Origin of the sequence: Corynebacterium sp. NML 120412, from assembly GCF_002285155.1 — a bacterium.
GTDB lineage: Bacteria > Actinomycetota > Actinomycetes > Mycobacteriales > Mycobacteriaceae > Corynebacterium > Corynebacterium gottingense.
Map to the genome: position 1 here is coordinate 789,308 of NZ_NSGL01000001.1, position 12,526 is coordinate 801,833.

The following is a 12,526-nucleotide window of genomic DNA, read 5'->3' on the forward strand; positions in this document are numbered from 1 at the left end:
CACCGCATACGTGGCGGAGTATAACTGTGTCAGGATCTGCCTGTGGCCCACGAGCTAGCACCCGCCTCGTGTGAGCCGCACCATGCATTCCGTCGCCCACGTTCAATGCTTCAGCTGTGAGAAGGGATGCCGCCTGTGAGCACCACCATTGACCTCAACGCCGACCTGGGAGAAACCACGGCCGGCAACCCCGTCGCCGACGATGCGGCCATGCTCGGCATGGTGTCGAGCGCCAACGTCGCCACCGGCTTCCACGCCGGCGACCCCCACACCATCGCGGCCACGCTGGCTGCCGCCGCGGAACACGGCGTCTCGGTCGGCGCCCACATCGCCTACCACGACCCGGCCGCGTTTGGCCGCCGCTTCGTGGACTACGAGCCGGGCATGCTTGCCAGCGAAACGCTGTACCAAATCGGCGCCCTCGACGCGCTCGCCCGCGCCCAGGGCCTGCAGGTGCGCTACGTCAAGCCCCATGGCGCCCTCTACAACGCGATCGTGCACCACGAGGCGCAGGCCAAGGCGGTCATTGACGGCATCAAGGCATTCGACCGCGACCTGCCCGTCATGCTGCTCCCGGGTGGCGTGGCCTGCGACATTGCGGAGCGCGCTGGGCTGCGCGTGATCCGCGAGGCCTTCGCCGACCGCGGCTACAACCCGGACGGCACGCTGGTGTCGCGCCGCGAGCCGAACGCGGTGATGCATGACCCAGAGCAGGTCGCCCAGCGCGTCCTGCAGGTCGCCGCAACCGGCTCCGTGACCGCCATCGACGGCACCGAGGTGCAGGTGCAGGCCGAGTCCGTTTGCGTCCACGGCGACTCGCCCGGCTCCGTCGAGCTCACCCGCAGCGTGGTCGAGCGGCTCGGCCAGTCCGGAATCACGATCGCGAGCTTCCTATGAGCGTACGCATCACCCCAGTAGGCACCCGCGGGCTCATGGTGGACCTGCCCGACCTGGCCACCGTGATGAACTGGCACGCCTTCCTCAAGGCGAACCCGCTGCCGCGCCAGACCGACGTCATCGCCGCGGCCCGCACCGTGCTCCTCACGTTCGACTCCCCGACGGCGACGCGTGAGGCGGCGGACAGGTTGGCGTCGATAAGCCCGAGCTCCGCCGAGCAGCGCGCACCCCGCGACGTGGAGATCGCAGTGCTTTACGACGGCGCCGACACCGCCTCCCTGGCCGAATCCCTGCACATGAGCGTGGACGAGCTGATTGCGTGGCACACCTCCACGACGTGGGTCGCGGCCTTCGGCGGGTTTGCCCCCGGTTTTACCTACTGCGTGCCGGAGGACCCGGCGCGGGCGCTGAGCGTGCCGCGGCTGACTTCCCCGCGGACCGAGGTTCCCGCCGGCGCCGTGGCCGTGGCGGGCGAGTTCTCCGCGGTCTACCCACGCACCTCGCCGGGCGGCTGGCAGCTCATCGGCACCACGCACACCCCGATGTGGGACTCCGCCGCGACCCCGCCAGCGCTCGTCGCACCCGGCGACCGGGTTCACTACCGTGCCGTTGACGCGCTCGAGGACGCGACCGAGACGAGCCACTACCACCTGGCCACTCCGCCGCGCCGCCCCATCTTTTCCGTGGACGACCCGGGCATGCAGACCCTCTACCAGGACCTGGGCCGGCAGGGCAACGGCAACCTCGGCGTGACCACGTCCGGGTCAGCGGACCGGGCGAGCGCGCGCACCGCCAACGCCGCGGTGGGCAACAAGCGCAACGCCACCCTGCTGGAGAACATCGGCGGACTGACGCTGACGGCGCTAGCTGAGACGGTCATCTGCGTCACCGGCGCCGACGCGGACGTGACGGTAGGCGGCCGCCCCGCCCTGCTGGCCACGCCGACGATCGTGCCCGCCGGCGCGGAGGTCGTCGTGGCGCCCGCCCGCCTGGGGATGCGCACCTACATTGCGGTGCGCGGCGGGCTCATCGCCGACACGGAGCTGGACTCCGCCGCGACAGACATGCTCTCCGGGCTCGGCCCCGATCCGATCCGCGCGGGTGACACCATCGCCATGTCGCTCACGCGGCCCCAGTCCGCGAACGCGCTGCTGTCCAACCCGCTACGCGTGCGCAAGGAGGGCGCGACCACCACGGGCACCGTCCGCGTAGTGCTCGGGCCGCGCGACGACTGGTTCAGCCCCGCGGCGATCGAGCAGTTCCTCTCCACCACCTACACCGTCACCGCGGAATCCAACCGCGTCGGCCTGAGGCTGGACTCCGAGCAAGGCCTCGAGCGGGCGCGCACCGAGGAGCTGCCCTCCGAGGGCATGGTCGCCGGCTCCGTGCAGATCCCGCCGTCGGGCCAGCCCGTCGTGTTCCTGCGCGACCACGCCGTCACCGGCGGCTACCCGGTCATCGCCACGGTGATCAACGAGGACGTCGACATTGCCACCCAGCTCCCGCCCGGGGGCACCATCCGCTTCGAACTGTTTGAGGAAAAGAATGACTAACGCCACCCAGCACCAGCCGCTTACCGCCGTCCTGATTGCCAACCGCGGAGAGATCGCCGTGCGCATCGCGCGCACCGCCCGCGACCTGGGCATCCGCTCCATCGCCGTCTACTCCGAGCCGGACACCGGCGCGCTGCACACCCAGGTGGCGGACGAGGCATACCTCCTGCCGGGCAAGACCTCGGCGGAGACGTACATGAACATCCCGGCGCTGATCGACATCGCCTACCGCGCCGGCGCGGACTGCCTGCACCCCGGGTACGGCTTCCTGTCCGAAAACGCCGACTTCGCCCGCACCGTCGAGGAAGCGGGCCTGCGCTGGGTGGGCCCGCCGCCGGAGGCTATCGAGCTGCTGGGCGACAAGCTGTCCGCCCGCGCGCTCGCCGTCAAGGTCGGCGCGCCGCTCGCGCCCGGCACCGGGGAGCCGCTGGAGACCTGGGAAGAGGCGCGCGACTTTGCCACCGAGCACGGCATGCCCATCGCCATCAAGGCGGCGTTCGGCGGCGGCGGGCGCGGCCTGAAGGTCGTCTTCGACGAGGCCGACATTGAGGAGGGCTTTGCCTCCGCGGGCCGCGAGGCGAAAGAGGCGTTCGGGCGCGGCGAGTGCTACGTGGAGAAGTTCCTCGTCCACCCGCGCCACGTCGAGGCGCAGGTGCTTGCCGACGCCCACGGCAACGTCGCCGTCTTGAGCACCCGCGACTGCTCCACGCAGCGCCGCTTCCAGAAGCTCATCGAGGAGGCACCGGCGCCGTTCCTCACCGACGAGCAGCGCACCGCCATCGAGGAGGGCGCGCGCGCCATCTGCCAGCAGGCCGGCTACCAGTCCGCGGGCACGGTGGAATACATCGTCTCCGAGGACGGCACGGTCTCCTTTCTGGAGGTCAACACCCGCGTGCAGGTGGAGCACCCGATTACCGAGCAGGTCACCGGCGTGGACATCATCGCCGAGCAGTTCCGCGTCGCCGCGGGCCTGCCCCTTTCCTTCGCCGGGAAGGACCCCGAGGTCAACGGCCACGCCTTCGAGTTCCGCATCAACGCCGAGGACGTCACCAACGGCTTCGCCCCCTCCCCCGGCACGATCACCCGCTTCGACCTGCCCACCGGCCCCGGCATCCGCGTCGACTCCGGCGTGATGACCGGGTGGACCATCCCCGCCTACTACGACTCGCTGATGGGCAAGCTCGTCGTCTGGGGCCCGGACCGCGAGACCGCGATGCGCCGCGCCGAGCAGGCGCTCAAGGAGTTCTCCATCGGCGGCGTGCGCACCGTCCTGCCGTTCCACCGCGACATGATCACCGCGCCGGAGCTCACGGGCGACTCGCTCGACGTCTACACCGACTGGGTCGACCACAACTACTCACCCTCAGCGCAGCACGAGGTGGAGGACATTGAGCACATTTACGACGATCGCACGTCCCTGGTCATCGAAATCGACGGCAAGCTTCACACCGTCGGCGTGCCGGTCGCGCTGCTCTCCGGCGGCGGAGCTGCGGGCGGTAGCGCCGAGCCGGCTCCCGGTGCGGCTGATGCCGCTGGCGCAGTCACGGTGAAGTACGAGGCCACCATCGTCGAGTGGCTCGTTGCCGACGGCGACGTGGTGTCCAAGGGCGACGCCGTGGCCACCATCGAGGCAATGAAGATGGAGTCCAGCGTGAAGGCCACCCGCGACGGCCAGATCTCCCTGGCGGCGGCCGCGGGCGAGCGCGTGAAGGCGAACGCGACGATCGCCACGATTTCCTAGGGGACGCTAGGGCACCTGGTACTCGGCGTCGTGCACGTCCGTGATGAGCATCTTGCCCGGCGAGTGGCAGATGGCCAGGTCCGGCCTCGAGTGCATGACGATGGACTGCGGGGTCACCCCGCACGCCCAGAACACGGGGACGGCGCCCGCCGGGATGTCGATGGCGTCGCCGAAGTCGGGCTGCCCGAGGTCCTCGATGCCGATCAGGGAGGGGTCGCCCACGTGCACGGGCGCGCCGTGCACCGCCGGGTAGCGCGAGGTGATGCGCACCGCGTCTGCGACCTGGCCGGCCGGGATCGGGCGCATGGACACCACCATGGGGCCCGCGAATACGCCGGCGGGCTCGCACTGCAGGTTCGTGCGGTACATGGGCACGTTGCGGCCCTGGGCGATGTGGGAGACGGGGACGTGGGCGTCGAGAAGCGCCCGCTCAAACGTGAATGAACAACCGATGAGGAAGCCGACCATGTCTTTCGTCCAATACTCGGTGGCGTCGGTGGTTTCCTCGACGAGCTCGCCGTGACGGTAGATGCGGTAGGCGGGGATGTCCGTGCGGATGTCGCCGCCCTCCATGAGGTGTGAGCTGACCTGGCCGGGCTCGAGGACGCCAATGACGGGGCACGGCTTCGGGTTGCGCTGCGCGAACAACAGGAAATCGAAGGCGTGCTGCTTGTCCACCGCGATCAGGTTGGCCTGCACGTTGCCCGGCGCGAAGCCTGCGGTCGTGGTGACGTTGTGCTCGCGGAAGTAGGCGCGCGCCTCCGCCGGAGTCATGGCTGCCGGGTTTATGCCCACAGCGCGCCCAGCTTCGTCAGGGACATCACGCCCAGGACGACGGAGCCGAGCAGCACAACGAAGCCGATGATGAGCAGCGACTTCGGGTACCGGTACCCCTTGAGCAGGTCCGGGCGGCGCCACGCGGCCCACATGACCACGGCGAAACCGATGGGCAGGATGATGCCGTTGAACGCGCCCGCGAAGATGAGCAGCATCTGCGGCGCGGCGCCCATGAGCAGGTACGCCACCGCGCACACCACGATGAAGGAGACGGTAAGCAGGTTGCGGGTGCGCTCCGAGGTCGCTTGCGTGGTGACGAAGGAGACCGAGGTGTAGGAGCAGCCGATCACCGAGGACAGCCCGGCCGCGAAGAGGACGAGGCCGAACGCGCGCAGGCCGAACTCGCCGGCCGCCTGGTAGAAGGCGTCCGCCGCGGTGTTGTCCTCGGACAGCGCCACGCCGGTGGCCACCACGCCGAGCACGGCGAGGAAGAGCAGTACACGCATGATGCCAATGACGATGATGCCCAGCACTGACGAGCTGGTGATCTGCTTGATGTTTTCTAGGCCCGAGTTACCGGAGTCAATGAGGCGGTGGACGCCGGCGAAGGTGATGTAGCCACCGACGGTGCCGCCGATCAGGGTGGTGATGGTGAGGAAGTCGACGCGCTCGGGCAGGACGGTCTGCTTGAGCGCCTCCCCCACCGGCGGCTGCGAGACGATCGCCACGTACAGCATGAGCAGGATCATGATGGCGCCGAGCACCACCACAATGCGGTCCAGCGCCACGCCGGCGCGCTTGGACAGGAAGACGAGGACGGCGATCGCCGCGGAGATGCCGCCGCCGATCTTCGGGTCCAGCCCCAGCATGGCGTTCACGCCCAGGCCGGTGCCTGCGATGTTGCCGATGTTGAAGACCAGCCCGCCGATGAATACCAGCGCCGCCATGAACCAGCCCAGGCCCGGCAGCACGATGTTGCCCAGCTCGTTGGCACGCAGCCCGGATATGCCCAGGACGCGCCACACGTTCAGCTGGATCGCAATGTCCACGATGATGGACAGCAAGATGGCAAAGCCGAGCGCTGCGCCCATCTGGACGGTGAAGACCGAGGTTTGGGTGAGGAACCCGGGGCCGATGGACGAGGTCGCCATGAGGAAGACGGCGCCGACCATCGCGCCGATCCCCTTGCCGGAGCCTTGCGCGGCTTCTCTGGTCTGCTGCTCTTGAGTGGCCATTGCGGTGACCCCCATTTCGTTATACGCGGAAAAGTGACCCACGTAATGTTAGGCGATCATGTGACTTACGCGCCACCGCGCCCTACCCCTCGAGCTGCTCACCCAGCTCCAGCCACTCCATCTCCAGCTCGTCGCGCTGGTCCTTCAGCTCGCCGACCTGCCTCGTCTTCGCCCCGATCGCCTCGAAGTCGGGCGCGTCCTGCGCGGACATCGCAGCAATCTCGCCTTCCAAGGCGGCGATCTGCTCGTCCGCCTTCGCAATCTTGCGGTCCAGCGCCTTCATCCTTTTCTGCAGCTCTCGCGCCTCCTGCGAGCTCAGGGCCTGTTGCTTCTCGACGCCCCCGTGCTCCTTCTCCCCCAAATCCAGGGGACCCGACGACGTGGACGTGGCCGCGCGTCGGTCCAGGTACTGCTGGATCCCGCCCGGCAGGTTGGTCAGCTTCCCGTCGCCGAACAGGGCGTAGGTGACGTCCGCGATGCGCTCGATGAGGTAGCGGTCGTGCGAGATCACCACGAGCGTGCCCGGCCAGGAGTCGAGCAAGTTTTCCAGCTCCTGGAGGGTGTCGATGTCCAGGTCGTTGGTTGGCTCGTCCAGGAGCAGCACGTTCGGCTCGCTCATGAGCACGCGGGTCAGCTGCAGGCGCCGGCGCTCGCCGCCCGAGAGGTCGCGCACCGGGGTGCGCTGCCGCTTCGGCGAGAACCCGAGCCGCTCGGCGAGCTGGGAGGCGGAGATCTCCTTGTTGCCCACGTGGACGTAGTTGGCCACGTCCTCCACCGCGTCGATGACGGTGCGGGAGGGATCCAGGTCGTCGAGCTCCTGGCGCAGCCACCCGATGCGGGTGGTCTGGCCTTCGACGCGTTTGCCGTCGTGAAGCGTGTGCTCGCCGGCGAGGGTGCGCAGCAGCGTGGTCTTGCCGGAGCCGTTGACGCCGACGAGGCCGATCCGCTCGCCCGGGGCGAGGCGCCAGGTGAGGTGGTCCACGAGGGTCCGGCCGTCGGGGGCGTCGATGCGCGCGTCCTCCAGCTCGATGACCACCTTGCCCTGGCGCTGCTTGGAAAAGGCCATGAGCTCGATCGAGTCGCGCGGGGCGGGCACGTCCGCGATGAGCGCCTCGGCGGCCTCGATGCGGTAGCGGGGCTTGGAGGTGCGGGCTGGGGCGCCGCGGCGCAGCCACGCGAGTTCCTTACGCGCCAGGTTTTGCCGGCGCTGCTCAATCGCGTCGGCCTGGCGGGCACGCTCGGCGCGGGCAAACGTCCAGTCGTTGTAGCCGCCCTCGTACACGTCGACCGTGCCGTCGTGGACCTCCCAGGTCAGGGTAGCCACGGTGTCGAGAAACCAGCGGTCGTGGGTGACCACCACCACGGCGAGCTTGCGCGAGAGCAAGTGCTCGGCCAACCACTGCACCCCCTCCACGTCCAGGTGGTTGGTCGGCTCGTCGAGCACGATCAGGTCCAGGTCCTGCACGAGCGCGGCGGCGATGTTCACGCGGCGGCGCTCGCCTCCCGAGAGGTTGCCCACCTGGGTGTCCAGGCCGAGCTCCGCGACGCCGGTGCCCTGGAGGACTTCGCGCACCTTGCTATTCGACGCCCACTCGAACGTCTGCAACCCCAGCGGCTCCACCACCGCCTGGCCCACGGTGAGCTGCTCGTCCAGGTCGAAGCGCTGCGTCACCACCGCCATGCGCAGGTCCGAATTGTGCGACACGCGGCCCGCGTCCGGCGGCTCGATGCCGGTGAGCACCTCGAGCAGCGTGGTCTTACCGCCGCCGTTGACGCCGACGATGCCGATGCGGTCGCCGGTCTGCACGCCGAGCGAGACCCCGTCCAGCAGGGTCTTCAGCCCCCACGTCTTGGACACGTTTTCCAGATTGATCAGATTCGCCATAACGAACCTGAGTTTACTGTGCCGCCTGTGCCCCCGGCGCAGGTCCCGTGGCGCCGAAGGACTCGTAGTCCGGGTAGCGCTCGCGCACCTGTCCCAGCACCTGCTCGGCCGCGGCGGCGTCGCGGCACAGCAGCGCGATCGTCGGCCCGGAACCCGACACCATCGAGCGCGCGACGCCGGGCAGCGCTCCGGCAAAGGCGAGGATCTCCACGAGGATCGGGCGCATGGTCGTGGCGGCCGCCTCGAGGTCGTTGTGCATCGCGCGGCCGAGCTCGTGGGCGTCGCCCCGCGTCAGGGCCCGCGCTACCGTGGCGGTGCCCAGGCGCGGGACGAGTGCGGGGTCATTGTGCCGCAAGTCATCGAGCAGGCCGAACGCCTGCCCAGTCGGGATACCCACCTTGGGGTTGAGGAACACCCAGTGAGTGCTGCCGCGGGTGAGCATCTCCACGAGCTCGTCGCCGCGACCGGTGCCGAGCGCGGTGCCGCCCATGAGCGAGAATGGGACGTCCGCGCCCAGTTCTGCGGCGAGCCGGTGAAGCGTGTCTCGGCCAAGCTCGCTGCCGGCAAATGCGGCGAGGTAGGCGTTCGCCGCCACGAGCGCGGCCGCCGCGTCGGCGGAGCCGCCGGCCATCCCGCCGGCGACGAAGACCTGCTTGTCTACCTCGATGTGCACCGGCGGCAGCGCGGTGACCATCTCCGCGCCGCTGCGGCGGTACTCGTCCACCAACGCGTCCACGGCGCGCCAGGCCAGGTTGAAGGGGGCGTCGATGTGTTCCTCCGGGCGCCGCACCCCGAACGTGGTGGTCATACCGGTGACCACGCTGCCGGTGGACACCGGGGGCGCGTCCTGCACGACCAGCGTCACCGTCTCGCGGCGATCCACCGCCTGGAAGACGCTGACCAGGTCGTGGTAGCCGTCCGAGCGGGCCTCGCCAACGCCCAAGTGCAGGTTGACCTTGCCGGGGGCGGATGCGGAGAAGCGTTGCGCACCGTTGCTCATCGCACCTCCCCGAGCCGGATGAAGTCGTCGACCCCCAACTTTTCGCCGCGCAGTCCGGGGTCGATCCCGGCCGCCGTGAGCGCCTCCTCGGCGGCCGCGGGGGCGCCGTAGACCTGGGCGAGGGTCGAGCGCAGGGTTTTGCGGCGTTGGGAAAACGCGGCGTCGATAAGCGGGAAGACCTTGGGGCGCACGGCGCGGCGCGCGGCATCAGCGGTGACGTCGATGCGCACGAGGCCCGAGGAGATGTTCGGCGCGGGCCAGAAGACGTGCTTACCAATGGTGCCGGCGAGCGAAACGTCGCCGTAGAACGCGGCCTTGACGCTCGGCACGCCGTAGATCTTCGAGCCCGGCGCGGCCGCGAGGCGATCCGCCACCTCTTTTTGCACCATCACCAGCACGCGGCGGATGGTGGGGAACTCTTCCAGCAGGTGCAGCAGGACCGGCACGGAAACGTTGTAGGGCAGGTTTGCCACCAGCGCGGTCGGCGCGACGTCCAGATCGGCGCGGGTCACCGCGAGCGCGTCGATGTTAGTCACCGTCAGCTTCGCGGCGTGGTCGGGGGCACGCTTCTCGACGGTCTGCTGCAGCCGGCCCGCCAACCGCGGATCAATCTCCAAGGCGGTGACGTGGGCGGCGGTGTCCACCAGACCGAGGGTGAGCGAGCCGAGCCCGGGGCCGACCTCCACGACGACGTCGTCCGGGGTCAGCTCCGCGGCGGCGGCGATGCGGCGCACCGTGTTCGGATCGTGCACGAAGTTCTGGCCGAGCTTCTTCGTCGGGGTGACGCCCAGCTCAGCGGCGAGCTCGCGGATCTCGACGGGGCCCAGCAGGTGGGATTGGCTCATGGGGACCCAGCTTACCCAGCCGGGTGGGGCGCGGAGCGACTAGCCAATGCCCAGCTTGGCGGTGCAGGCGGGCCATGCGCCCCAGCCCTGCGCCGCCTGGACCTTCTCGGCCACGGCGATCTGCTGCTCGCGGGTCGCCTGGTTGGCGCTCGGGGCGTAGGCGGTGCCGCCGAAGCCAGCCCAGGTGCTCGGGGTGAACTGCAGGCCGCCTTGGAAACCGTTGCCGGTGTCGATGGCCCAGTTTCCGCCGGACTCGCACTGCGCGATGGTGTCCCACACGGAGCCACCCGCGACGGACGGGGCGGCGGCGCCGGTGTTGCCCTGCTCGGACTTGGCGGGCCTCTTGGTGCCGCGGTGGATCACGGCCGGGCGCGCTTCCTTGGTCTCGTGCGCGGACGCGATGAAGGTCTCCTCCGGCACGCCGTTGACCACGACGGTGTGGCGCACGACCTGCTTCTCGCCCAGGACCTCTTCCTTGCGGACCTCCTCGGTGCCCTCCTCGAGCTCCGGGTCGTCGACGTACTCGGCCGGGGCCTTCACGTCCATGATCTCGCGGTCCTTGAGCAGCTCGACGCGGTCCAGCGTGATCTGCATGTTCGGGGTCACCGGCGCATCCAGGGCGACGTTGAGGCGGTCGTTAGAGTCGAAGGTCACGCCGCGCTCGGCGAGCAGGTCGCCGACGGTCTTCGCGGCGGCGGAGGTGTAGGTGACGTTGCCGCCGTCATTGATGGCCACGATCTTCGGGGTGGTCACATCCACGTTCAGCCCCTCGGTCACAGGCTGGTCGCGGTCCACGTCGGTCGCGGCGTTGGCCGCCAGGCCTGCCTCATCCATGAGGTCGCCCACGGTGGCGGCGGTGGAGGTCAGCTCCTGCGCCACGCCGTCAACCACCACGGCGACCGGCTTGGCGGTGCGCACAGTGACGGTGTCGCCGTTGGCCAGCTTCTCGCCCGGCGCCGGGTAGACCACGTCCTTGTCGCTCACCTGCACGCCGGCGGCCTCGAGGGCCTTGTTCACGTCGCCGGAGAAGGTGGAGACGTTGGTGGTCTCACCGTTCACGTCGACGGTGATGTCCTTCTGCGCGGCGACGGCAGCGGTGGCGCTGCCGACGATCGCGGCGCCAGCCACAGTGCTGGCCACAACGCGCCGTGCAGCGGGGGTGCGGGAGGTGGTGCGGGACATAGCGGGGATGGTTCCTTCTGTGATACGACCGTGTACTACTGCGGTAACAATACGGTAACGGCGCGGGGTTTACAAGATTATGACCTCCGCGCGTGTCGCACTCCACAGCCCTATCGCAAACGTGCCGCCACTCGGCGCTTCTCCCTCCTCAGGCACCACTTTTGTCACACGTTGAACACGCGATCAAACGTTGCCGAGACCTCCTCGGCGAGCGCCTGGACCGCCATCCCGCGCGCCTCGGCGACCACCTTTGCCGTGTGCCCGATGAGCGACGGCTCGTTGCGCGCGCCCCGGAACGGCTCCGGTGTCATGTAGGGAGCATCCGTCTCAATGAGCAGCTGGCCGGCCGGCGCGAGCGCCGCCGCCTCCCGCATGCCCTCGTTGCGCTTGAACGTCACGTTGCCCGCGAAGCTCAGCACGTAGCCGCGCTCGATTGCCTCGCGCGCCACCTCCACCGGCGAGGAGAAGCAGTGCAGCATCACCTCGCGCGGGGCTGGCGCGTCCGCCAGGATGCGCATGAGCTCGGCGTCGCCCTCGCGGTTATGAATCATGAGCGCCTTCCCGCTCTCCACCGCCAGGTCGATGTGGAAACGCAGCGCCTCCTCCTGCACGTCCAGCGGGGCGGTGCCGTCCGCGTCGTGCTTGAGCCAGTACGTATCGATGCCGGTCTCCCCCACCGCCACGCAGCGCTCGTCCTGGACCATTTCGCGCAGGCGGTCTCTCGTGGGCGCGTCGAGCTCGTGCGCGCGGGTCGGGTGGATCGCGCAGGCGGCGAACACGCGCTCGTTCGCGTGGGCCGCGGCCAGCGCGAGCTCGGCCTCGTCCAGCCCGTCGCCGACGGTGCACATCCGCTCGACGCCCGCGTCCACGGCGCGGGCCACCATCGCATCGACCTCGTCGCGGGTGCGGGCGCCGGCGGAGGCGAGGTGGGTGTGGGCGTCGATAAGCTTGGCGACGCGCTCTGCGGGCACTGGTGTGGGGCGTGGCTTCTTTTTGCTCATACAGTAGAGCCTATGGCATTCCAAGATTTGGACCCGCAGACCCGCACCCAGCTCGACCGCGACCTGGCCGAGGCCGCCGGCCGTGGCATCAACGGCGACGTCGACGCGGTGGTGAAGAGCTTCGAGCACACGCTCGGGTACTACCACCGGCTCCCCGAGGACGTGCGCCGCGGCTACCCGCGCGGCGAGACCGCCCGCATCTTCGGCGCAGCGCTTGGGGCCGCGCTCGTGCGCGACCACGGCTTTGCGTGGCAATTGCTTTTCGACGACTACGGCACCGACCTCGTCGTCGCCCGCGACATCGATACCGCCGAGCCGAAGTACGCCGCCCCCATGGTGATCGTGGACGCCCGCTTCGAGGACGCCGAGCCCGGCAAGCTCACCGCCTTCGTGCAGCAGTTCCTGTGAGC

The 12,526-nt window shown here is 69.5% G+C and carries 11 protein-coding genes; 4 read left to right on the forward strand and 7 right to left on the reverse strand.

Going from position 1 to position 12,526, the window contains the following annotated elements; all coding sequences use genetic code 11:
• Window positions 1–126 precede the first annotated feature (126 nt).
• Genes CKJ84_RS03560 through CKJ84_RS03570 form a run of 3 tightly spaced genes read left to right on the forward strand, consistent with a single transcriptional unit; the run spans window position 127 to window position 4,191 of the window.
• A complete protein-coding gene (locus CKJ84_RS03560; RefSeq protein ID WP_095535722.1) occupies window positions 127–897 on the forward strand; it encodes a LamB/YcsF family protein in 771 nt (256 codons plus the stop codon).
• Window positions 894–2,450, forward strand: a complete 1,557-nt coding sequence (locus CKJ84_RS03565) for an urea amidolyase family protein (RefSeq protein ID WP_095535723.1) — start codon at window positions 894–896, stop codon at window positions 2,448–2,450. The genes CKJ84_RS03560 and CKJ84_RS03565 overlap by 4 nt, the downstream gene beginning before the upstream one ends.
• Window positions 2,443–4,191 carry a biotin carboxylase N-terminal domain-containing protein gene (locus CKJ84_RS03570; RefSeq protein WP_095545964.1) on the forward strand — a complete coding sequence of 583 codons (1,749 nt, stop codon included), beginning with the start codon at window positions 2,443–2,445 and terminating at the stop codon, window positions 4,189–4,191. Before CKJ84_RS03565 ends, CKJ84_RS03570 begins: the two co-directional genes overlap by 8 nt.
• 6 nt (window positions 4,192–4,197) lie before the next feature.
• Here CKJ84_RS03570 and CKJ84_RS03575 read toward each other — a convergent pair whose 3' ends face one another.
• The 7 genes from CKJ84_RS03575 to CKJ84_RS03605 all read right to left on the reverse strand — a co-directional run bounded on the left by CKJ84_RS03575 (window position 4,198) and on the right by CKJ84_RS03605 (window position 12,116).
• The gene (locus CKJ84_RS03575; protein ID WP_369801151.1) at window positions 4,198–4,986 is read right to left on the reverse strand and encodes a putative hydro-lyase; all 789 of its coding nucleotides are present in this window, start codon (window positions 4,984–4,986) and stop codon (window positions 4,198–4,200) included.
• Window positions 4,977–6,140: an NRAMP family divalent metal transporter gene (locus CKJ84_RS03580; RefSeq protein ID WP_198947128.1), complete on the reverse strand. Its 1,164-nt coding sequence runs from the start codon at window positions 6,138–6,140 to the stop codon at window positions 4,977–4,979. Before CKJ84_RS03580 ends, CKJ84_RS03575 begins: the two co-directional genes overlap by 10 nt.
• Window positions 6,141–6,285: 145 nt before the next feature.
• The gene (locus CKJ84_RS03585) at window positions 6,286–8,088 is read right to left on the reverse strand and encodes an ABC-F family ATP-binding cassette domain-containing protein (protein WP_095545966.1); all 1,803 of its coding nucleotides are present in this window, start codon (window positions 8,086–8,088) and stop codon (window positions 6,286–6,288) included.
• Between the two features lie 13 nt (window positions 8,089–8,101).
• Complete coding sequence (locus CKJ84_RS03590) at window positions 8,102–9,088, reverse strand: 4-(cytidine 5'-diphospho)-2-C-methyl-D-erythritol kinase (RefSeq protein ID WP_095545967.1); 987 nt, start codon at window positions 9,086–9,088, stop codon at window positions 8,102–8,104.
• Window positions 9,085–9,933 carry a 16S rRNA (adenine(1518)-N(6)/adenine(1519)-N(6))-dimethyltransferase RsmA gene (gene rsmA / locus CKJ84_RS03595; RefSeq protein WP_095545968.1) on the reverse strand — a complete coding sequence of 283 codons (849 nt, stop codon included), beginning with the start codon at window positions 9,931–9,933 and terminating at the stop codon, window positions 9,085–9,087. Before rsmA ends, CKJ84_RS03590 begins: the two co-directional genes overlap by 4 nt.
• A gap of 39 nt (window positions 9,934–9,972) precedes the next feature.
• Window positions 9,973–11,115 (reverse strand): resuscitation-promoting factor, encoded by a 1,143-nt coding sequence (locus tag CKJ84_RS03600; RefSeq protein ID WP_095545969.1) that lies wholly within the window; start codon window positions 11,113–11,115, stop codon window positions 9,973–9,975.
• A 164-nt stretch (window positions 11,116–11,279) separates the two neighbouring features.
• The gene (locus CKJ84_RS03605; protein WP_095545970.1) at window positions 11,280–12,116 is read right to left on the reverse strand and encodes a TatD family hydrolase; all 837 of its coding nucleotides are present in this window, start codon (window positions 12,114–12,116) and stop codon (window positions 11,280–11,282) included.
• A gap of 12 nt (window positions 12,117–12,128) precedes the next feature.
• Between CKJ84_RS03605 and CKJ84_RS03610 the strand changes: the two genes are divergently transcribed.
• Window positions 12,129–12,524: a DUF3806 domain-containing protein gene (locus CKJ84_RS03610; protein ID WP_095276976.1), complete on the forward strand. Its 396-nt coding sequence runs from the start codon at window positions 12,129–12,131 to the stop codon at window positions 12,522–12,524.
• The last annotated feature ends 2 nt before the right edge of the window (window positions 12,525–12,526 follow it).

Bases quoted from the DNA above. Each gene is read 5' to 3' on its own strand.
- CKJ84_RS03560 (WP_095535722.1), top strand. From the start codon at position 127: ATGCCGCCTGTGAGCACCACCATTGACCTCAACGCCGACCTGGGAGAA.
- CKJ84_RS03565 (WP_095535723.1), top strand. From the start codon at position 894: ATGAGCGTACGCATCACCCCAGTAGGCACCCGCGGGCTCATGGTGGAC.
- CKJ84_RS03570 (WP_095545964.1), top strand. From the start codon at position 2,443: ATGACTAACGCCACCCAGCACCAGCCGCTTACCGCCGTCCTGATTGCC.
- CKJ84_RS03580 (WP_198947128.1), bottom strand. From the start codon at position 6,140: ATGGTCGGCGCCGTCTTCCTCATGGCGACCTCGTCCATCGGCCCCGGG.
- CKJ84_RS03585 (WP_095545966.1), bottom strand. From the start codon at position 8,088: ATGGCGAATCTGATCAATCTGGAAAACGTGTCCAAGACGTGGGGGCTG.
- CKJ84_RS03590 (WP_095545967.1), bottom strand. From the start codon at position 9,088: ATGAGCAACGGTGCGCAACGCTTCTCCGCATCCGCCCCCGGCAAGGTC.
- rsmA (WP_095545968.1), bottom strand. From the start codon at position 9,933: ATGAGCCAATCCCACCTGCTGGGCCCCGTCGAGATCCGCGAGCTCGCC.
- CKJ84_RS03600 (WP_095545969.1), bottom strand. From the start codon at position 11,115: ATGTCCCGCACCACCTCCCGCACCCCCGCTGCACGGCGCGTTGTGGCC.
- CKJ84_RS03605 (WP_095545970.1), bottom strand. From the start codon at position 12,116: ATGAGCAAAAAGAAGCCACGCCCCACACCAGTGCCCGCAGAGCGCGTC.
- CKJ84_RS03610 (WP_095276976.1), top strand. From the start codon at position 12,129: ATGGCATTCCAAGATTTGGACCCGCAGACCCGCACCCAGCTCGACCGC.